General features: G+C 30.6%; 17 protein-coding genes and 3 pseudogenes. 3 read left to right on the top strand and 17 right to left on the bottom strand.

What is annotated here, in order from left to right:
• Positions 1 to 88: 88 nt before the first annotated feature.
• The 9 genes from trpA to J5E45_RS02315 form a co-directional block, all read right to left on the bottom strand.
• A complete protein-coding gene (gene trpA / locus J5E45_RS02275; protein WP_208181528.1) occupies positions 89 to 817 on the bottom strand; it encodes a tryptophan synthase subunit alpha in 729 nt (242 codons plus the stop codon).
• Positions 810 to 2,024 (bottom strand): tryptophan synthase subunit beta, encoded by a 1,215-nt coding sequence (gene trpB, locus J5E45_RS02280; protein ID WP_069793094.1) that lies wholly within the window; start codon positions 2,022 to 2,024, stop codon positions 810 to 812. Before trpB ends, trpA begins: the two co-directional genes overlap by 8 nt.
• A 2-nt stretch (positions 2,025 to 2,026) precedes the next feature.
• Positions 2,027 to 2,656 carry a phosphoribosylanthranilate isomerase gene (locus tag J5E45_RS02285; protein WP_039066587.1) on the bottom strand — a complete coding sequence of 210 codons (630 nt, stop codon included), beginning with the start codon at positions 2,654 to 2,656 and terminating at the stop codon, positions 2,027 to 2,029.
• Positions 2,653 to 3,435 carry an indole-3-glycerol phosphate synthase TrpC gene (gene trpC, locus J5E45_RS02290; protein ID WP_039066589.1) on the bottom strand — a complete coding sequence of 261 codons (783 nt, stop codon included), beginning with the start codon at positions 3,433 to 3,435 and terminating at the stop codon, positions 2,653 to 2,655. The genes J5E45_RS02285 and trpC overlap by 4 nt, the downstream gene beginning before the upstream one ends.
• The gene (gene trpD / locus J5E45_RS02295; protein WP_101049320.1) at positions 3,419 to 4,435 is read right to left on the bottom strand and encodes an anthranilate phosphoribosyltransferase; all 1,017 of its coding nucleotides are present in this window, start codon (positions 4,433 to 4,435) and stop codon (positions 3,419 to 3,421) included. The genes trpC and trpD overlap by 17 nt, the downstream gene beginning before the upstream one ends.
• Complete coding sequence (locus J5E45_RS02300) at positions 4,404 to 5,000, bottom strand: anthranilate synthase component II (RefSeq protein ID WP_039066592.1); 597 nt, start codon at positions 4,998 to 5,000, stop codon at positions 4,404 to 4,406. Before J5E45_RS02300 ends, trpD begins: the two co-directional genes overlap by 32 nt.
• Entirely contained in the window at positions 4,997 to 6,403 is a 1,407-nt protein-coding gene (locus tag J5E45_RS02305; RefSeq protein ID WP_208181529.1) for an anthranilate synthase component I, read from the bottom strand. The genes J5E45_RS02300 and J5E45_RS02305 overlap by 4 nt, the downstream gene beginning before the upstream one ends.
• Positions 6,404 to 6,995: 592 nt before the next feature.
• Positions 6,996 to 7,208, bottom strand: coding sequence for a hypothetical protein (locus J5E45_RS02310; RefSeq protein ID WP_208181530.1), 213 nt, complete (start codon positions 7,206 to 7,208; stop codon positions 6,996 to 6,998).
• Positions 7,209 to 7,441: 233 nt separating this feature from the next.
• Entirely contained in the window at positions 7,442 to 7,912 is a 471-nt protein-coding gene (locus J5E45_RS02315) for a GNAT family N-acetyltransferase (protein WP_208181531.1), read from the bottom strand.
• A 1,026-nt stretch (positions 7,913 to 8,938) separates the two neighbouring features.
• Between J5E45_RS02315 and J5E45_RS02320 the strand changes: the two genes are divergently transcribed.
• A complete protein-coding gene (locus J5E45_RS02320) occupies positions 8,939 to 10,441 on the top strand; it encodes a glycosyltransferase (protein ID WP_208181532.1) in 1,503 nt (500 codons plus the stop codon).
• A gap of 220 nt (positions 10,442 to 10,661) precedes the next feature.
• On the opposite strand, the pseudogene J5E45_RS02325 reads toward J5E45_RS02320, so the two are convergent.
• The 3 genes and pseudogenes from J5E45_RS02325 to J5E45_RS02335 form a co-directional block, all read right to left on the bottom strand.
• A pseudogene (locus J5E45_RS02325) lies at positions 10,662 to 11,797 on the bottom strand (IS3 family transposase).
• Positions 11,798 to 11,953: 156 nt separating this feature from the next.
• Positions 11,954 to 12,592 (bottom strand): LysE family translocator, encoded by a 639-nt coding sequence (locus J5E45_RS02330; protein ID WP_208181621.1) that lies wholly within the window; start codon positions 12,590 to 12,592, stop codon positions 11,954 to 11,956.
• Between the two features lie 416 nt (positions 12,593 to 13,008).
• Positions 13,009 to 14,178 (bottom strand): annotated as a pseudogene (locus J5E45_RS02335) (MFS transporter).
• Between the two features lie 162 nt (positions 14,179 to 14,340).
• Between J5E45_RS02335 and J5E45_RS02340 the strand changes: the two are divergent.
• Positions 14,341 to 15,198, top strand: a complete 858-nt coding sequence (locus J5E45_RS02340; protein ID WP_208181534.1) for a LysR family transcriptional regulator — start codon at positions 14,341 to 14,343, stop codon at positions 15,196 to 15,198.
• A gap of 896 nt (positions 15,199 to 16,094) precedes the next feature.
• Here J5E45_RS02340 and J5E45_RS02345 read toward each other — a convergent pair.
• The 4 genes and pseudogenes from J5E45_RS02345 to J5E45_RS02360 form a co-directional block, all read right to left on the bottom strand.
• A pseudogene (locus J5E45_RS02345) lies at positions 16,095 to 16,392 on the bottom strand (hypothetical protein).
• Between the two features lie 66 nt (positions 16,393 to 16,458).
• A complete protein-coding gene (locus J5E45_RS02350; RefSeq protein WP_208181536.1) occupies positions 16,459 to 17,181 on the bottom strand; it encodes an HAD family hydrolase in 723 nt (240 codons plus the stop codon).
• Between the two features lie 187 nt (positions 17,182 to 17,368).
• The gene (locus J5E45_RS02355; protein ID WP_208181537.1) at positions 17,369 to 18,415 is read right to left on the bottom strand and encodes a M42 family metallopeptidase; all 1,047 of its coding nucleotides are present in this window, start codon (positions 18,413 to 18,415) and stop codon (positions 17,369 to 17,371) included.
• 119 nt (positions 18,416 to 18,534) lie between these two features.
• Positions 18,535 to 19,461 carry a D-2-hydroxyacid dehydrogenase gene (locus tag J5E45_RS02360; RefSeq protein ID WP_208181538.1) on the bottom strand — a complete coding sequence of 309 codons (927 nt, stop codon included), beginning with the start codon at positions 19,459 to 19,461 and terminating at the stop codon, positions 18,535 to 18,537.
• 352 nt (positions 19,462 to 19,813) lie between these two features.
• Between J5E45_RS02360 and J5E45_RS02365 the strand changes: the two genes are divergently transcribed.
• A complete protein-coding gene (locus tag J5E45_RS02365) occupies positions 19,814 to 20,905 on the top strand; it encodes a prephenate dehydrogenase (protein ID WP_208181539.1) in 1,092 nt (363 codons plus the stop codon).
• A 224-nt stretch (positions 20,906 to 21,129) separates the two neighbouring features.
• On the opposite strand, the gene J5E45_RS02370 is transcribed toward J5E45_RS02365, so the two are convergent.
• Positions 21,130 to 22,392, bottom strand: coding sequence for a Y-family DNA polymerase (locus tag J5E45_RS02370; protein WP_039066608.1), 1,263 nt, complete (start codon positions 22,390 to 22,392; stop codon positions 21,130 to 21,132).
• Positions 22,393 to 22,515: the final 123 nt, after the last annotated feature.

Below are 22,515 nucleotides of genomic sequence, written 5' to 3' on the forward strand. Positions count from 1 at the left end.
TTATCTTTGATAAAATATATACCAATAATCCTCTGATAATCTGTTACCCTTATTTTAACAAAATTATACATAAAATTATTGTGGAATTTTATTGATTAAGTGCATTTCTTATAGATTTTAAGTAATTCAACATATTTTTTTCACTATCATTTTCAAATCGTTTAACAATTTCGCTACCTATAACTACACCATCTGACGCCTCTGTAATATCTTTAACATGTTCAGGTGTTCGTATACCAAACCCAGCAACTACGGGCACCTTAGATTTAGATTTTATTTTTTTTATTCTATCTTTTAAATCTGGATGAAACTTACCATTTTCACCCGTTGTAGCATTCATCGTTACAGTATAAATAAAACCTTCTGCTTCTTTAGCGATTTGATTACTTCGAGATTCAGATGTTGTCATAGCGATTAATGAGATGACTTTTGTTTGTCTTTGTGGGTGTCGTGCTTTAAATTGTTGCACTAATTCATGTGGTAAATCTGGTATAATTAATCCATAAACACCCGCACGCGCACATGCTTGTAAAAAGTCTGCCTCACCATAATAGTTGATGATATTATAATATGTCATTAACACATAATCACTTTCGATTTCATTACGATGTTCTGTGAGTTGATCCAAAATAAATTGTATATTTACTCCTTCTTGGATTGCTTTGCTACCAGCATCCATAATCACTGGCCCGTCAGCAACTGGATCTGAAAAAGGGACACCCACTTCAATAATATCTGCACCGACATTACTCAGTGTTTTTACATTTTCAATAAAATGCTTATTTCCCATTACATATGGTATAAATAATTTATGCATGTGTGTCACCTTCCTGTTTCATATAATTTCTAATCGTTTCCATATCTTTATCACCGCGACCTGATACTGTAACAACAAGGATTTCATCTGAGTCCATAGTTGGTGCTAAAGTTTCAACATAACTTAAAGCATGCGCACTTTCAATAGCAGGAATAATACCTTCAGCTTTAGTGAATCTAACAAGTGCATCCATTGCCTGTTTATCACTTGCAGTTGCATACTTCACTCTGCCGATATCATGATAATACGAATGTTCAGGGCCCACGCCAGGATAATCTAATCCAGCTGAAATAGAGTGCGCTAATTCAATTTGACCATGCTCATCTTGAATCAGATACATCTTCGTACCATGTAACACGCCTTCTTTACCTTTATTTATTGCTAATGCATGTTTGTCAGACTCAAAACCTTCACCAGCTGCTTCGACGCCATATAACTTCACATCATCTTCTACGAATGGGTAAAACGTTCCAATTGCATTTGATCCCCCGCCAACGCAAGCAACAATGGCATCAGGCAAGCGCCCTTCAATCTCTTGTACTTGTGATTTAATCTCAGTACCTATAATTTTTTGGAAATCTCTTACAATAGTAGGAAATGGATCTGGGCCTAAGGCAGAACCTAATAAATAATGCGTATCTTCTACATGACTAACCCAATATTGTAATGCCTTGTTCACTGCATCCGACAGCGTTCCTTGACCTTCTGTTACTGGTTCTACTTTGGCACCTAATAATTCCATGCGAAAAACATTTAATGATTGTCTTTTAATATCTTCTTCACCCATAAATACAACAAGCTCCATATCAAACAACGCCGCTACCGTTGCACTAGCCACGCCATGTTGACCTGCACCTGTTTCAGCAACTAGTTTGTTTTTTCCCATACGTTTAGCCAACAACGCTTGCCCAAGTGCATTATTAATTTTATGTGCACCAGTATGGTTTAAGTCTTCACGTTTCAAGTAAATTTTGGCACCACCTAATGATTCTGAGTATGACTTAGCATAAGTCAATGGTGTTTCACGGCCTACATAATCTTTTAAATAACCATCAAGTTCTTCTTGGAATTTAGGATCTTCTTTTGCTTCTTGATAAGCTTTTTTAAGTTCTTGTACTGCCGGCATTAAAGTTTCCGGTACATACTGCCCCCCATAATTACCAAAGAAACCAAATTCATCTACTTCTGTTTGAATGTTTTTAACCATAATTAATTAGCTCCTTTTACTAGTTCTATTATTGATTGCATTTTACATATATCTTTATCGTTATTTGTTTCTATGCCACTAGCAATATCATAACCACCATGTTGCAGCGATAGTTTTTCAATCTTTTGGATATTTTCATAATTGATCCCACCTGCAATCAAATAATCAATATCTCTAATAACTTCCAACATTTTCCAATCATACACTTTACCTGTACCACCATAATTTTGTGATGGTGTGTCTATAATAAATTGGTCTATTACATATTTATAATATTCAATTGCTGTCAGTAATGATGCACTATCTTGAGCTGGCAAAGCTTTAATAATTTTTATATCTTTATCTTTTTGTCTTATATACGAAATGGTAGACAATGGTTCCTCACCGTGCAATTGAATTGATGTGATACCAGTTTCTTCTATTAAACTATCTATCACCTTATATTCAGGATTCACCAAGATAACGACTTTTTCTTTATCTTCAGGGATAATATCTGTAAATTGCTTAATAGTTTGGATATCAACAAATCGCTTACTTTTGGAAAAATGAATAAACCCTATAGCATCGATGTCCATATCTTTTGCTTTTTTCACATCAGCTAATTGACGAAAACCACAAAATTTCAACTTCATTTCTTCACCTTATTTAATTTTAATCCTGGTAAAAACTGGCTCAAATCATCACATTTCATTAACGATTCACCAATCAATAAACCATCAATACCAGAATCTACTATATTAGCTACATCTTGTTCATCACGAATGCCACTTTCTGAAATATAATAATAACCATCTTTTTTATTTTCTAAAATTTCATTAGTATGCAAAACATCTGTGACAAACCTTTTTAAGTCTCGGTTATTTACGCCAATAATCTGTGGATTCAATTGATAAGCACGTGATAACTCTTCTTTATCATGCACCTCAACAAGTACTTCTAAGTTTAATGACGTTGCATATTGATATAACTCTTTTAATTGCTGATCGGTTAAGACATTGACAATCAATAGAATAATTGAAGCGCCTGCTTTTTTAGCTACATCTATTTGTACTTTATCTACGACAAAGTCTTTGCATAATACTGGTAAGTCAGTTTGCGTAGTCAAGGATTGTAAACGTTCATAGCTACCACCAAAATACTGCTCATCAGTTAATATTGATACTGCGTTTGCTCCGTTTACTTCATAATCTTTAACTTGCTGCACTAAATCTCTACCAGGTAATTCATTTAATGTTGGGCTTTTAGATTTAATTTCTGCAATAACTGCTAAACGATTCGATTCATCTATTTGTGCTTTAAATGTAGTTTTATGTGAAATATCTACATCATCAAGTGTTTTTAATTTTTCTTCATAATAGCCCTGTTTGAGCAAATCCTTTTTATATAATACGATTTCATCCAATATAGTCATACGTTTTTCCTCCCATTTTGTTATATTGTGCTAATGCTTCACCTTTATCAATCAATTTCTGTGCTTTACTTACACCTTCTTGAATTGTAGTCACTTGCTCAGATACATATAATGCAATACCAGCATTCAATACAACGACATCTCTTTTGGCACTACGATCTGTTCCATTTAAAATATTTTTAGTGATTTCTAAATTTTCAGCTGGTGTACCACCGATTAGATCTTCATTTGGCGCATAATCTAACCCAACATCGTTAGCATTTAAAGTGTATGTTTTAACACTCTCATTTGCGTTCACTTCATATATAATATTGTCTCCAGACAAGGTAGCTTCATCCATACCGTTCGCCCCATACACTACAATTGCTTTTTTGCGTCCTAAATCTGCTAACGTTTGAGCAATCTTGTCTAGTTTTGAAGTTTCATAGACACCCATAACTTGATAATCTAATTTAAAAGGATTTATCATCGGTCCTGTTATATTAAAAATTGTTGGATTGCTCATATGTTTTCTTATAGGTTGTATTTGCTTCATAATTGGATACGTTTCTGTCGCGCTCAAAAACGCTAAACCTGTATCGTCCAATTGGCTAGGTGTCTGTCCTACAGAAGTCGTTTGAATTTGCATAGCATTTAGTAAATCTGTACTACCTGATGATGATGTAACACTTTTATTACCATGTTTAATAACTGGAACATTGGCACTCGCAATTATAAAAGAGACAGTAGTTGAAATATTGAAGCTATTAGATTTATCTCCACCAGTACCGCACACACACATACTATTTGGATAGTAAGGCTGTTGATCATACATAGAATGAATCAAACTTTTAACAATGTATGTTAACTCTTCCTGTGTGATATTCTTTTCTGAAAATGAAGCTAAGTATTCTATTTTCACTTCATCTTTCACATCTTCAGAAAGAAGTAACTCGATAAACGCATTCATTTGTTGTTGATTTAATGGTTTATATTGTTTGAGTAATGCTTGTAATTCCATGCTTTCCAACCTCCTCTACTATATTTAAAAAGTTTTTAATAATTTGTTCTCCAAATTCAGTTGCGAATGATTCAGGGTGATATTGAATACCATAATGTAATAACTGCATATGTTCGAATGATTGAATACAATCTTTCGTTTTTGCTGTAATCGATAAAGATTCAGGCATCGTCTGTGGGTTGCTAATAAGTGAATGATATCTCATTATTTCAGAATATTCTGGAATATCAGTATATAACTTTGTTTCTTTTATAATTTGCATTTGATCTTTTTTACCATGCATAATATTTTCACTTTGAATTACATCACCCTGATGATAACAAGTTAACGCTTGTGCACCTAAGCACACACCTAATATAGGTTTGTTTTCATAGTGCTTAATAATATTTATTAGATTATCCGTATCTAATGGATGACCCGGCCCAGGCGATATCACTATACCATCAACATTCAAATTATAAATACTTGGATCATCTGGATACTTAATAATCACTTCTTTATGCTGGGCTATCATATCCACTAAGTTATAAGTAAAAGAATCATAGTTATCGACAATTAATATCATGGTGATACCTCCAATAAACTTTTTGCTTTCAGTTTCGTTTCTTCCAGCTCTTTTTCAGGTACAGAGTCATATACTACACCACAGCCTGCTTGAACATTCACATGTGTTTCATCAATCATCATTGTTCTTATTGCTAATGCAAAATCTAAATCATGATTACAATTAATATAGCCAATACCACCACTATAAACGCCACGCTTATATGGTTGTGATTCATAGATGCGTTGGATTGCTCTGAGTTTTGGTGCTCCCGACACTGTGCCTGTAGGTAATAAACTTGCAATTACAGTCATTGGTGAATAATTATTTTTTAATTTACCAGTTACTTCACTCACAATGTGCATTACATGTTCATAGCGTTCGATTGTCATTAGTTTTTGAATTTTTGATGTGCCTGTCTGACTTACTCTATGAATGTCATTTCTTCCTAAATCAACTAGCATGCTATGCTCACTTAATTCTTTATCATCATTTTTTAACTGCGCTTCATTTAATTGATCTTCATCTTCGGTAGCGCCTCTTTTAATTGTTCCAGCAATTGGATTAGTGATTACAGTTTCACCATGTACCTTTACAAAACTCTCAGGCGAACTTCCGACAATGATAGGTTGATCCATATTCATATAATACATATACGGACTTGGATTTTGCCGTTTTAAATTTTGATATAGCTGATACGATAATGGTTGTAGTTGTTGACCAAAAAAGTGTTCATAGCTATAAATAATTGATGGTACAACTTGGAACATGTCGCCTTGTTGAATAAGTGTTTTCATATGTTCAACCGTTTCAATAAATTGCGTTGGTTGCATATTGGATTTTATGTCCTTATCTATTGAAAGATGTTCAATTTGTGTTGTATAAATTTTAATTTGTTGCAACTCTGCCACACGACGTTGCACACGTTCTTGTAATTGTGAGTCATTATCATTAGAAAATAAGTTTGTCGCTATAACATATAAATGTTCTTTATAATGATCAAAAATATAAACATCCTCTACCATATGAAATTTCGTATCGTGTTGTGGGTGGTCTGCTAATTCAATTTGCTTTAATACCGGAAATTCATGTCTTACTAAATCAAAACTACATGATCCAACAAATCCGGAGATAAATGGTAACTGTGCCAATATTTCGTTATCTATCGCCGTTTTGTATTGATCAATAAGTTCCTTCATCTTGTCATATGGTTGGTTACGTTCTATGTTTATTCCATTCGGTGTGTCTACAGTCATTGCATCATTGTCCAAAGTAATAGATCCATACGTGTCGAAAATGACAATAGAATAACGCCCTTTTAATTGAGATTGATCTGAACTTTCTAGAATTATTTTATTATTTCTTAATCTTGCTAGAGCTTCCGGGGTAACTTCAGCATTTAATTTTTGATATTGTACTTTCATATTACTTTCCTCCTTATAAAAAAATCAGCATCCTTAAACAATGTTCAAGGACGCTGACGCGCGGTACCACCTAAAATTAGTAGATAATCTAGTTTCTTAAAAACCATCTACTCTCTCTTTGTTATATTCATTTGTAATCCAACAAAACCCAATTTCAGTATATGTAGGTGTTAGTTCGCATCAACCACTAACTTTCTGTAACTACCTAATCATCACTTACTTCATTTTGTCTTCCAATTTAGTTCAATTTTAGTATAAAAAAACACCACGGTAACGCATACTGTAAGGACGCGTTACCGTGGTGCCACCTTAGTTAACAAATTCATTGTTCACTTTAATTGCTATTTAATTTTCATTTAAAAGCCCAATTCACAATATATGCAGTGCTAATTTCCATCAACCATTAGCTTTCTTATTGCTACATCACATATTTGCTACTTTATCTTTCAAATGGCAACTTTTGTTGCGATAAGTAATTAAGTAAAATCCTACTAGTATAAATCGAATTTGTCAACATTTAAATTTAATTTGTGAATTTTACTGTCGTTTTCCACGGTATATCAGTTGCTGAAAAACTTTGTATTTACACTTTTTATCGTAATCTATCTTCGTTATTTTGATATTTTTCATAATTATCTTTCGGTGCTACTTTTTTAATAATATTTGCACCTATTGCAAATAAAAACAAGAATATAATTGGATGATATGGTATCTTATGATTTGCAAATGTTACATAAGCAGCATATAGCGATACTAAAAGCCAAAATATAGTAAATAATACAGCTCTCAAACTCGGTTTTTTCATAGTTTATAATCTCCCAAATTTTATTTGCTTTTTTAAAACAAAATTTCAATTATATTTTGTTTTAGTTAGTCACTCTCTATTTTAAAACTATCACAGCAAGATGCAATAGCTAAAGTGAAAATTGTGGTTAGATGGTGTGAAAGACAAATTTAAAATTAGCAAGCTAGAATGTGTTTTCACTTACTTTCTCTTTGTATTAAACAATAATTGGCATCATTTCTTTCATTGTATCTTTAAATAAATTTCCTCATAGATACAATATGTAATGACTCATTATTCGGCTTATCAATAGTATAATCATCGTATATAAAGTAACCGCTATCTTTATAAATTTTAATATTCTTTTTAATATTCATACGAACTTTACATATAATTTCTGATACATCATTACTTTTAGCATATGTTTCTAGTGACTTTAATAGGTTCTTTCCTACGCCTTGTCCTTGACATATAGGATCTACAGATAGGCGATAAAAATTCATTTGATAATTATCTATTTTAAATCTAGCCATTGCCACTGGTTCATCTGACTCATATGCGATTAAAGCTTTTTCTCCTTCTTGCGATAAGGCTTTAGTAATACCGTTTTCTGTTTCCTCTAAAGCGCTAGATGGGATTATATCATTTTTGTATTCTGAAAACGCTCTAATCATCAACTTGTGAATTATAGGTGCATCAGAAATTATTGCTTGCTTAAAATGCATCTTTATTCATCCTCTCTTTGCTTAGAAACTGTTATAAACAATTGGATTCATATTCTTAATTAAAAAAACTACAAATTAAAGCATATGCTTTATCTCTCCAATAAATAAAAGAGCGAAGTATAGGCTAAAACCAATAAGTAAAAAACCTGCAACTATAGATATCCATTTAGTAAATGTATGATTCACAAATTTTCGCGTATAGCTAATTATTCCCATTAATATAATGTCATGAATCAATATTCCAAATAATATACCGGAAGCTACCAATAGAAATTGATATCCACTCACATTATTAATTGCTGTGGTAAGGGCAGTGCCAAATACTCCAATCCAAAACACTATATTTTATTTAAAATAATTCAATAACTACAACGTTTGCAAGTTAAACAATTTGATGTATTTTATGATAGTTTCATTACAACATTTATTTTCATTAAACAATGAATTGTATATATCCGAAAAAATTGCAAACTTTTTTGTCTAACTCCTTTTATTATTTACAATATAATCAAACAACAAACTTTATAATATTTAAATTATTCAATCCTTTTTTAAATAATCTAACTCTAGTGAAATATTATTCCACTAATTTCATCTATTTAATTTGTATTGGGCAATTTTTTTAAAAACATTATTTTTCAAGCACAACAAACAAAATAATTTTATCAATTGTGCAAATTTTATATTAAATACTTATATTGTTTGCTAATATGAATACATACTTTATTTTATTCTTACTGGGAAGCTGAATTTTATTAAATTCATTAGAATAAATATAGAACATGAATGTTTTGATAATTCATCTCAAAATATAAAGGAGGTTAATATAGAAGAAATATTTCTATAAAGTAAATGTAATGATGGTTAATTAGAAATTCTACAAGGCAATACTTAGAAAGTATTGCTCACTATTATTAAAGGGAAATTAAAGCCTCAAATCGAAGTATTATGTTAAATTTTACATTGTTCATAATATAAAATTGTTGTGATTAAACGGGGCTCTTATTATTTAAGGAGTTTAAAATAATGATATACACAGTTACTAGTACACTTCCTCCAGTACACGGCGGAAGAACAAAATCTTTATTGGGAAGAACAAAATTTTTAGATAAAGAATTAGGTGTTCCTTCTACAATTTTAACTACCAATTACAATCCTAATTATAATGATGTATATGAATCATTTTTAAAAGAAGAGAAAGTCACTAAAAACATAAAATATGAAAACATATACGACTGGTTAGCAAATTATAAGTTACTAACATCACCTCGAAGCAAAATACTAAAGAAAACCAAATATATAGAAACACCACTTGAAATGCACGATTTAAAATATAAGTTTGGGAAAACTAATAATATTGTACGTTACTACGATAGTGACGATTCATATGTTTTATATAGAAGATATTTTAAAGACAGTAATATATTAGAGTTTGAAGACTTTATGTCTCCTATTAGTAAGAAAAGAATTCAGCGTTGGCAATATAACAATTATGGAGTATTACATAAAAAAATCTACTACTCTCCTAATAGTTATAAAAAAATTGCCGAAGAATTTTTTGATGCAAATGAAATGATTTATTGTAAGAAATTCTTTGAAGATAATGATGCTAACAATATAATTCAAATACAAACATATAAAGATTATTGGCCACACAAAACATTTAAAACTGAAAAACAATTATTCCAGTATTATTTTGATAACAAATTCAGTGAAAATGATACAGTGTTTTGTGATGCTAGATTACTTGATAAACCATTACTCAACAAAAAAATCAACACTAAGAATATACTTGTTTTCCACAGTAGTCACATGAATGCTGATAAGGTTGAACAATCCTATAAATTTGCACTAGAAAACCATCATAAAGTATCTAAATATTTACTTTTAACTAATAAACAAAAAAATGATATACAAAACGTTAGCAATATTAGCTCAGATAAAATTTCTGTAATACCCCACTTTATAAACTCTAATCCATATTCTAATAATGTAGTGAAAGAAGATAGGTTTGTGTTTATAGGAAGAATTGCTGAAGAGAAACAAATTGATCATATACTAAAAGCATATTCTAAGTTTTTAGAAAGTGGTTACAATACTTCATTGGATATTTATGGACGAGGAGAATTTGGTCAAGTTTCAGTAATTGAGAATTTGATATTCGATCTTGGCATCCAAAACAAGGTGCATATTCATGGTTTTACAAATGATCCTACATCTAAATTTCAAAAATCTAAAGCTTCACTGTTAACTAGCTCCTTTGAAGGATTCGGCCTGTCTGTAATGGAAAGTATAAATGTGGGGTGCCCTGTCATTTCATACGATGTAAAGTACGGACCCTCTGAAATAATTGATCATGGTAAAAATGGCTACCTTGTAGAAAAAAACAATATAGAACAATTAACTAAATATATGATAGATATTATTGAAAATCCATTAACCAATGTTAAAACGAAACCTGAATTAACTTTTGATAGCGCCAAAAATAATTATAAACAATTGTTTAATTCAATAGGCTATAACTTTTAAATTTATAGTAAGATTGTACTTATATAATGATCCTTAGAAAAATTGAGGTTGATACTAAGTAAGTTTAAGATATCTTTAATAAGAAACTCATATTTTAACAAATCATTTCTACTTAATATAAACCATTATTTCTAAATTTTACCCTTAAGATATAATTAAAGACCACCACCTATATGGCGCTGAACCCTTAGAATGGGAATTTAATAAAAACACAATGGTTCTAGGCTGCTAATTCCCTATATTTTATAGGGGATAAGTATCCTAGTTTTTGTTGAATTCGATTATTATTATAGTTTTTAATGTAATTTTCGACAATATCTATTACAATTTGGTTAGAGCTATTGAGCTCATTGTTTATGTAGAAAGTTTCACACTTTAGCGAGGAATGGAAATTTTCTATCGGGGCGTTATCAGCTGGTGTTCCCTTTCGGGACATACTTCTGATAATGCCTTTTTCTTTGCATAATTGATAGTAAGAATAGGATGTGTAAACACTGTCTTGGTCACTATGTAGTATGCAATTCTCAGGCATATCTATTTGATTCAATGTATCATTTACTAAGCTTTGACCCTGTTTGTTATCTATTTTATACGCCACAATTTCTCCGTTATAAACATCCAAAATTAAAGATAAATACAACATAGAGTTGCCGAAAGGTAAATAAGTAATATCAGTTGTTAATACTTCCATTGGTTGGTTAGCTTTAAACTGTCTTTGCAATAAATTATTTGTTTTATAATAAGGTTTACCAATTTTTTAGATTTTTTAGGTCTAACTCGGCAGTTCAGATTATTTCTCCCTCATGATTCTCTGAACGCTTTTATGATTAACTGGTACTGTAGACAATTGATTAATTAAAACTGTAATTTTTCGATAACCGTAGGTGAAATTATTTTCTTCACATATTTCAATAACCTTTTGAGTCACTTTATCTTTTTCATTGTTCTTATATTTCCATCTATAGTATGTCGATTTAGGTATTTCTAAAACATCAAGTATCATTTTGATTGAATACTTATACTTTAATTGATCAACTAATTCTACAATTACTTTTGGTACCACTTCCTTTCCAATTCCTTGTACTTTTTTAATATCTAATTCAATATCTTTTTCTTATTATCTAACTTTAATTGTTCTACTTCTGATAATTCTTTCACTCCTTTGCCATAAGCATATTGCTTGCCTCTTTGTTGGTAAAATCTATAAGTTTCACCATTTCGATACCATCGCCACCAAGTTTTACCTGTGTGTTGTTTTGATATTTAATGCTTCCATAATTTTTTTACAGTATATTCAGCTTCTTTCATTTCAATAGTTTTATATTTTGTTTCTATTGAATAAGACATTACTTTCATAGAAAAAACACCTACGTATGATTCATTTTAAATGAATTCAACGAAAGTGTTTTTATTTCATTCCCACTATTTGGGGTCAGTTCAATATAAGGCGTGGTCTTTTTGTCTAAGTTGTACCAATAAATTATCTGAATGAGAGATTCACCTATATTTGTACTAAATTAAATGTTTCACTTCACCTATAAATAAATAACCGAAGTAAAGACCGAATGCTATAAGCAAAAATCCAGCTATAATTGATGTCCATTTAGTAAAAGTGTGATTAACAAATTTACGTGTATAACTAATAATTCCCATTAATATAACATCGTGAATCAATATTCCGAACAAAATTCCTGAAGCTACTAATAAAAACTGATATCCACTTACATTATTAATTGCTGTGGTAAGGGCAGTGCCAAATACTCCAATCCAAAACACTATATTTGATGGAGTAACAGCCATCATAATCCCTCTACCATATGATTTAAATAATGATTTCTTTCTTAAATTTGTATTCGATATTTCTAATGGCTGTTTTGCTTCTTTTATGCTCTCTATTCCTATATATAATAAAAATAAAAAACCTATAAGCCACATTACTGTTTCTACTGCTGGGAGTATTAATATTTCTGAAAAACCAAAATAAATTATTAGTATCATAATCAAGTCTACTGTCATACCACCTATACCAACAAACCAACCATGAAAAAAGCCGTTTTTCAATCCTTGCTTAGACATTTCAATCGTCATAGTTCCAGCTGGTAAGGATAAGGTTATTCCTAAAATCATGTAAGATATAAAAAGTGATATCATATTTGGCAAAACCCCTTTATTACACTTGTATGTACGCTTTATTTACTTTTCCAATACTGTTATTACCTCAAATGACATATTGATTTTAGTTTTTCTATGTATAATTAAAAGGAATATTTTGTCATAGGCACCCTAAATGACAGATTTTTCAGTTTATTATACGCATATGTTTTAGGTAACTTTAAAACCAACCAGTAAACATCACGCCTAAATAATTGTATCACTAAATCTTTCGATTGCAATTAATTTTTATACGATTATACGTATAAAAATTAATGAATTCAGTCGGAGATTTTAAGGATTTAAAATGGAAGTATTTAATAAATAGACAAGACTGTATCCATATAAAATCATTAGAAGCTTTTATTAATGTGGTGAAAAATGATTTATGAATATAATATTAAAAATTAGTTCTATTAATAATTTTCCTCCTTTTTAAATGTAAACTTTTCTTTTTCTTTAAAGATGTTTACCAATTGTATGCATGCTCCTAACATAACAAAAGTGAATGCACAATAAATTAAAGCATTCACTTTTACTCCCTGTGATAACAATACTCCGCCTAATGCAGCACCGATAGCACTACCTAAATAGTTCACAGAACTGTTTAATGCTACAGCTGTACTTCCGTTATGTAAATGTTTTTGTAATAAAATATGTTGTTGTGGAGCTTGTGTTGCCCATCCTGTTCCCCCCACAGTAAGAATGGTAACAGTCCTAAAACAGGAATTTTTATTAGTCTTAGTATTATTACAATGCTCACACCTAAAACACAAAGTATAATCAACATTAGTATCTTAGTATTTTTAAATTTATCGATAATCAACCCTATGCCAAAACTACCAATCAATCCCCATACACCCCAAATAGTTAAGAAAATTGTGATATTTTCCGACTCAAGTATTTCACTAATGACTTGTGAAAGATAAGTGTATAAACCTAGACTCGCAATTGCAGCACATACAGTAACAGATATTACACTGATTACCTTTATGTCTGTAAAAAGAGAAAATCTCTCTTTTAAGTTAGGCGATGCTGGCATTTTAAAGTTTGGAAGCAAAGTATAAATACTTATAAGTGATGCGATGCTTACAAAGGTAATTATTCCAATTGCAAATCTCCAACTTTTAAGATTGGACACTTGTAATCCTAACGGAACGCCAATGACCGCACCAATGCTCATACCCCCAACTATAAATGATAAAGTTTTACCTTTATCTTTATAATCCACTAAATAACTACCTGAACTTACAGCTATTGGTGAGAAAAGACCAGCTGATAAACCTGCTAAACTTCTTGATAACATATATATTGAATAGTTAGTTGATATCATAGTAATTACATTGGATGTCGCAAATGTTATTAAAGCAATTAATAATATTTTTTTCACTGAATATTTTGCTAAAATTGTTGAAAAAAATTGGTGCAGATAAGGCAAAAAACAACGTAAATACAGTTACTCCTTGTCCTATTTCTTCACCACTCTTATTAAAACTTTTCGCCATATCAGGTATTAAACCTGCTACGATATATGTATCCATGCCTAATGCAAACATGCCTAGTGCTAAAACCCATATTTTCTTCATAATTTATCCACCCTATTTTAAGATTTTATTTAAGTTATTTAGTTTAAAAGCATTTCCCAAAATCATTATTTTGATATTTTCAGTGTAGTATTATATTGTTTTTAGAGGAATAATGATTGTATTAAGAGTGGATTAAAGAAAAAGTTAATAGGGAGTAGATTTATGAACATAGATTATATAGAAGACTTTATTAAAGTCGCAGAATTTCAAAGTATCAACCATGCTTCTAGTATACTTAACATTAGTACACCAGCTCTTAGCAAGAGAATAAAGCATATAGAAAATTATTTTGGCTGCGATTTATTTTATAGAACTTCACGTGGCATTTTTTTAACCGATAAGGGAAAGATAGTTTTAAAAAAATTAACTGAAATCAAGTCGCATTTAGAAAAGTTAAAAATACAAATAACAGATCCAATAAATATACAATTGAGAATTGGTTTGTTACCAAGTTTTTCATTATACAAGTTAGATAATTTTCATAAAAATGTATTAAGTGAAAATTCAATTGTAAAAATTGAAAATAATACACAAATATTACTAAAGCATCTTCACAATGGAGATATAGATGTATTAATTGGAGACATCTCCTCTACGACTGCCAATCATCTATTTACAAAACCTTTATACATCAAAAAATATATGATTGCTTTTTCAAACGACAATGTTTTAAGTAAATTAGATTGTATCAATACATCGCATCTAAAAGAGTATAAAGTTTTTTTACTTAGTCCACCCTGTGACACTTTAACATTTGTGAGAAAAAACTTTTCCGAACTACAATTAGATATTGAGCACAAACCAAACTTAGAATCATTGTTTGCTAGTGTGAAAACTAACCAAGGTGTTACTATTATCCCTCAGTCGTTAACAACAAGACTAGATAGTATGGATATAAATTATCGACCCTTAGAGGGTTATGACCGAGCGATAGGATTAATAGCCTATAAAGAAGAATTAATTGATAATGTCTTTAAATTTCTAGGAAAATATGATATTAGTCGTTTTGAAACAATATAAAAATAATGGTACCGTTTTATATTGCTAAAAACGAAAGTTAAATAAAGAATATATTAAAAAAGACAATGTAGATTTGTAACTTTCGCATTCAAAGTTATTCGAATTGTTAGTATATATGGGTACTTCTGATCCAGTTGGTGTTTAAATATATTAATTGATAGGAAATTGCCTATGTCGATAAACAGTCCTCAAAGATACCATTACCGAAGAATGTAAATTGACAAAGTTATAAATCATTATTAATGAGGTGTTTTTATATGACTAAAGTCTCAAACATATTATTAACGGCAGTTTTATGTACTATATATGCCCTAGTAATAATATTTCTAGTTTCAAATAATACTTTAAGTACAATACTTTTGCCTGCAGGTTTATTTATAATAATTTATGGCATTAGTAAACTTGAACAGAAATTAACAGAAAATGATAAGTAGGTTTAAAAAAATGGTGATTAGAAAGAAGTTGAATTTTTATTCATCAACTTGTCAAAAGTATTTATACTCGTATTTTCACAGATAATATAATAATATAGTCTCCTATCTCTCAGACGTTAATTTGACCTAAAGAAATGGTACAGAAAGTAAAAGACTTTCTTGTTCACACCATGACCACAGCAACAAGTGATTAAATTTTACTGTATTTCTTTAGTGGCTTCGCAAACGTGACAGTAAGTAAAATAGACGGACAAGTTACACAAAAACCCCTCACTACTGAGAATAGTGAGGGGTTTTGTACATCAAATTCAGATATTGATGCTAAATATATTATAGTATCGCGAGAAACTAGCATGCAAAGTGCTTATTTTATGAAATATATTTGTTTGTTAATCATATTAATAAATGAATTTCACATCATTTGTACGTATGTTTATAACCACTTATTACTCATATTTCAAATTAATTTAAGCCTTTTCCTTCCATCTTATCTAGTTCTTTTTCCATTTTTTTCTTCTTATCTTTTTGTGCGCTATCCCATTGGCCAAATAGAAACAACAATCCTATAACGCCAAATATTATAGCTCCCCATATATTTAACCCCAGCTTTTCTGTTAAATACAAATAAATGAGAACGATTACAAATATAACAGGCACAATCGCCCCCCACTATTTTATTTCCTGTTCTAGATAAAAAATATTGAATTGCCAATAACACCGCATAAAATATTGCTGGTGATAATGTTGATAAAATATTCAAGACAAATCATGCTCCTTACTATTTAAAAAATACAAAGTAATCTTTAATATAATCTAGGTTAATAACTTACTTATATTCTTCTATGAGTTTCATAACAAGACTTTTTATATCGTCATTATAAATTTCAACGTCATCTATTTGATAACCTTCTAAATCATTTTCAGAAGTTAACCAAATTGGTTTCATACCTGCAGATAATGATCCTAATACATCGTTATGAAGTGAATCACCTATAAACAACGTATTTTCAACTGATACTTTAAAAGCCTTAGCGACATATTGAAATGATTTTTTATCAGGCTTTTCAATATTTATTTCTTCTGAAATATAAACGTTTCCATCAAATGTTTTTTCAAAATCTAGCCGCCTTATTTTTTCTCTTTGTTCCAAAATTTTACCATTTGTTAGAATACCTATTTTCTTATAGTTTTTTAAAATGTTAAGTAGTTCAATAAGTTCATAATCCGGTGTTATATAAGATAATATATAATTAAAAAATGTTGCGAAGTACTTTTTAGCTTCTTCGTAACTAATATTGATATTAAATGTTTCCAAAGTTTTTATTAACCTTAAATACCGTAGTTGATCTAAAGTGATTTGGCCAGAATCATGCTGTACCCAATAGTATTCATCATAGTATATCAACATGCGATTAAATTCTTCGTATTCAAGATTTTTAGTATAGTCAAATTCTTTAAATACTTCTTTATTAGCATTATTCCAATATTTATTAAATGAATATAGTGTATTATCTAAATCAAATAAAATTAATTCAATTTCATTATTCATCCTTCCACCTCAATAATACAATTTATATTAGTATTTTATTTAATATTACCTTTAGACATATAATTCATTTCCTTAATATTCTACTGATAAAATTCACTATATTAACGTATGTTCAAACTATATTTTCCAACATCTATCGCTATATACAAACTGCTCAGGTTACAGTTCTCTTCGAAACATATCTAAATTATTGTATGTGTGATTGTATAGGGGCTAAACAATATGCATGAAGTAATGCTTGGGTTGCTTTTAACGAATCTATATGCGTACGCTCTAGTGCATGTGAAGATTCAATACCTGCACCAAATAAGCCATGTCTGATATCAGCGCCTGCCTTTAATGCTGCAGAGGCATCCGAACTATAATACGGATAAATATCTACTTTATAAGGGATGTTGTTAAGTTGGCATAAATTAACTAGTTGTTCACGTAACGCTTTATGATAAGGGCCTGATGCATCTTTCGCACAAATTGATACTGTATATTCATCAGATGTTTGGCCATCACCCAACGCTCCCATATCAAAAGCTATAAAATCAACAATTTTTGGTGAAATTGAAGCATTTGCCCCATAACCAATTTCTTCATTGTTTGAAATATAGAATTGTGTCGTATGAGGTAGTGTTAAGTTTTCATTATTAATTGTTTTTAAAAACTCTAAAATCATTGCCACACTAGCCTTATCATCTAAATGACGTGATTTTATAAACCCTGATGATGTGATTTGAGTCCTTGGATCAAAACTTATAAAGTCTCCTACATCTATACCTAGACTTTCAGTGTCTTTTTTTGACATCACTTTTTCATCTAATCTAACTTCCATGTGTTCAACATTTCTTGGTATATCGTCATTATTACGATACACATGGACACTCGTCTCATGTAAACAGATAGTACCAGTATAAGTTTGTCCTGACGAAGTTTCTATTTCACAATATTCTCCTTCAATTGCGTTATAACTAAAGCCACCAATCAAGTCCAAGGCTAATCTTCCATCTTCTTTAATTTCTTTTACCATAGCACCAAGCGTATCAACATGTGCAGTGATACATTTTTGGGCTTCATCGTTCTCACCTTTCACAGTGATCAGCAATGCCCCTTTGTTCGTTAGCATTGTTGTATAACCTAAATGGTCAACTTCGTTTTTAACGTAATTAATTGCCTTGTCTGCGTGTCCTGATGGGCTATTAATTTCTGTTAATGCTTGAATTGTGGTGAAAATTGATTCAGTCATGCAATCCCCTCCTAATATATATATGTCCATTTTAACTTTTATCTTCGAAAATTGGTATAATTGTACAAAAATCCTTAACAGTTATAATTAAAATCAACTTGTTTAATTCTTAACTAAATTTAGTATCCTTTACTGAAATCAACTTGATTAGATACTGATTCATTATTTTCTAATTTTTTCAATGTGTTACAAAAACACGATATGGCATCATCTATATCTGTTAATGCTGAAATATGGGGTGTAACCGTAACATCTTCTCTTTGCCATAACTCAGAATTCTCTGTTAATGGTTCTGACTCAAAGACATCTAATACAGCATGTCTTAACTTTCCCTCATTTAAAGCATCTAGTAATTGGTCAGTATCAACTACTTTCCCTCTACCTACGTTTATAAAATAAGCATCGTTTAAATAATTAAAGAAATGTTGGTTTAATAGTTTTTCTGTATTTTGTGTTAGTGGCAAGGTACTAATTATATAATTTGAATGTTTAAGTATTGTATGAGCATTTTCTATATTACTTATTTGATTAAAATATGCTTTATCTTGGCCACTATTTGAAATGCCATTTACAGTTGCTCCAAATGTTGAGAATACTTCGGCAATCTTTTGACCAATTTCACCTGTACCTAGTATTGTTATAATTTGATCTTTCAATGAAGCTGGTGATTTAACAGACCAAACTTTAGCTTTTTGCTGTGCTTTGAATCGAGAGTGATATTGTAAATCAGCTAATATATAACTCAAGCAATACTCACTCATTTTTTCTCCAAAATCACTGATTGTTCTAGTTAACAAAGTATTATCCCAACCAGAAATAGCTAAATAATTATTCACGCCTGCGTTAAATGTGTGCGCCCATTTGACTTTAGAAGGTTCAAAGTTTTCATGCGGAGCAAACCCTACATATGTATCTGCCCAATTCATATCTTCTTGTGAAATAATCTCGGTCGATTTAAAACGTAAATTATACTGCTCTAGCTGTTTCAAAAATGGATAAAAATCAGATTGATATGAACCTGCAATTAAAATGTTTTTTATTTTCAAAATTTACACTCCCTTTATTTTTTGAAGATCATTATAAATCGCCTTATTTTAAAAATTATCACTATGCTTATCATATATTACGTTGTTCATTGTTTACTTTCTCTTACTTTAGCATAATTCTATTTGATTTATGTTCTTATGTTTCACATATTCATTTCTAATCTATTTATTTTAGGTAATATTTCATATTGTCAGCTCTAATAATTCATTTTCAATAAAATTATCACTACGATTTTAAAGTTGTTAAAATATAATTAGTGATTAGGCAAAAATTTCATCACGTATTGCGTATTAGTAATACCTACTATACAATATTACTATTCTGAAAATTTTGATAGAGGTGATTCGCTTAATGAAACAAATACTTTTCGTTGGCCTAGGCCTAATCGGCGGCAGTCTAGCGAGTAATTTAAGATACTATCATAATGATATAGAAATTACAGCATTTGATGCTGATACATCTCAATTAGATAAAGCTTTATCTATTGGTATCATTGATTTTCAATCGACAGACTATAAATCAAGCGTCGAAAATGCAGATATCATTATATATGCAACACCCGTACAACAAACAATAAAATACTTACAAGAATTACCAAGCTATCAATTAAAGAAAAATGTTATTATCACAGATACTGGTAGTACAAAATCAACGATTCAACAGTATGAACAATTTCTTTTAAAATACGGTATTCACCTTATTGGTGGCCATCCAATGGCTGGTAGTCATAAATCTGGTGTATTAAATGCAAAAAAACATCTGTTTGAAAATGCTTTTTATATACTCGTGCATAATGAACCAGCTAATGATCTAGCTTTTGAAGAAATCCAAGATCTATTAAAAACAACTGATGCTAAATTCATTTCAACAACTGCAGAAGAACATGATTTTGTAACTGGTATCGTTAGTCACGTCCCTCATATTATCGCTTCAAGTTTGGTTCATTTAAATGCTCAACATGTAGGTGATTCTGCTTTAGTGAAAACATTGGCTGCGGGTGGTTTTAGAGATATCACTAGAATTGCAAGCAGTAACCCAATTATGTGGCGTGATATTACAGTTGAGAATAAAGACACTATATTAAGCATCCTAAAGGAATGGAAAGATCAAATGGGTGATGTTATATCGTTAATTGAGCGTAATAATGCTGAAGACCTCCACGCTTTCTTTAATGATGCTAAAATTTATCGTGATGAACTTCCCCTTAAACAACAAGGAGCGCTTTCCGTGGAGTATGATCTATATGTCGATATTCCGGATAAACCAGGTATGATTAGCAAAGTGACAAACATTCTGAGTTTACATAATATTTCTATAAGCAACCTTAGAATTTTAGAAGTTCGCGAAGATATATACGGTGCATTGCGCATTAGTTTTAAAAACCCTGAGGATCGTAAAGCTGGTGCTGAGGCACTCAATGATTTTGATACTTATATTGATTAATATATGAAATTTTATAAGTGGGAGTATGAAATCATTTTTGATAAATTGGATTTCATACTCCCACTAATTTAATAGTTTAAACAGCGGTTTTTATGTTTATCTGAGTTATTGCTCATGCATAAGCCCCCAGTAGAATTTTTCTTGGAATACAAGCGTTTCTACGCTTATATAAGAATTACTAATTTTCATGACATGAAAAAGTAGTTCTATAGAGAAGTAGAACTTTACATTTTATGCCCTGCCATAAGACCAAGACGACCATGTTTTGTACCTGCCTCTGTATATGATACTGCTTTAGATACAATTCCTCGTCCAAATTTTCGATGTAACGCATCTATGGTTTTAGCTAGCTTTTCATTTCTTTTTCTTTCATACTCATCAATGAATAAATTCAATTGTCTGTCTTTCTCATCGATAAACTGGGTTAATGAAATACTTACTGTACGGAATAATGCATGATGGTCACATAATTTATCGGCAAAACGCTCAACTACTTTATACATATTATCTTCAAGATTTGTTGGATCTTCTAACGTATATTGTTTACTTATACTTCCTTCATCACTATATCCAAATGAAAAATGAATCGTCTTAGCCAATTGATTTCTCCCTCGAACGCGGCTAGCGACATCCTCAATCAATTCGCGCATAACTACTTTGGCTTCGCTGTAGCGATAATCTCTCATGAGTATTTGACTCTTACAAATAGATGGATTCATCACTTTATATTTATCTCTTACTCTACTTTGGTCAATACCATTTGCATGTAAATGTAAATCGATACCAATGACACCTAAGTCTCGTTTTAAATACGCGTGTGGATAATGTGCTAGATCACCAACAGTAAAAATTCCTCTTTTATTCAATTTAGCTTCTGTTCTTCTACTAATCCCCCAAAATTTGCTGAGCGGTTGAATTGGCCAAAGCTTTTTAGGTACATCTTGATAACGCCATTCTGCAATTAAACTATCGTTATGTTTGGCTTCTATATCCATTGCAATTTTACTCAACAACATATTTGAACCTATACCGATTGAACAATTAATACCTGTTGCTTCTTTAATTTCCATTTGTAATTTTTGACAGAATGAAGGCACCGTACTACTAAATCTATGATAGCTATTCGTAACATCCATAAAAAATTCATCTATACTATATTGATGCAAGTCTTCTGGTGCAATATATTGCAATGCAATTTTTGATATTGCTATAGAAACTTCCAAATATTTTCGCATACTTGGATTAATTATATAAATATCGTTTCTATGTGGTATTTCAAATAATCTAGATCCAGTTTTGATACCTAATGCTTTTAGTGGTCCTGTGGCAGCTAACACAACTGAGCCTTGTCTTTTAGTATCAGCAACCACTGCTAATTTTTCAGTCATAGGGTCTAATCCCTTTTGAATACAAGATACACTCGCAAAAAAACTCTTTTGATCTATACACAATACATCTCTTTCTTCTACTAGATTATAATCATACATATCAAACAACCTCCCTCAATTAACTCTATTATATACGAACACTTGTTCTTAATCAACAACAATAAGAACAAGTGTTCTATATATCTTATTTTATAATTTTTAGAATTTTCGTGATATAATATC

The organism is Staphylococcus shinii, assembly GCF_017583065.1.
GTDB classification, from domain to species: Bacteria; Bacillota; Bacilli; order Staphylococcales; family Staphylococcaceae; genus Staphylococcus; species Staphylococcus shinii.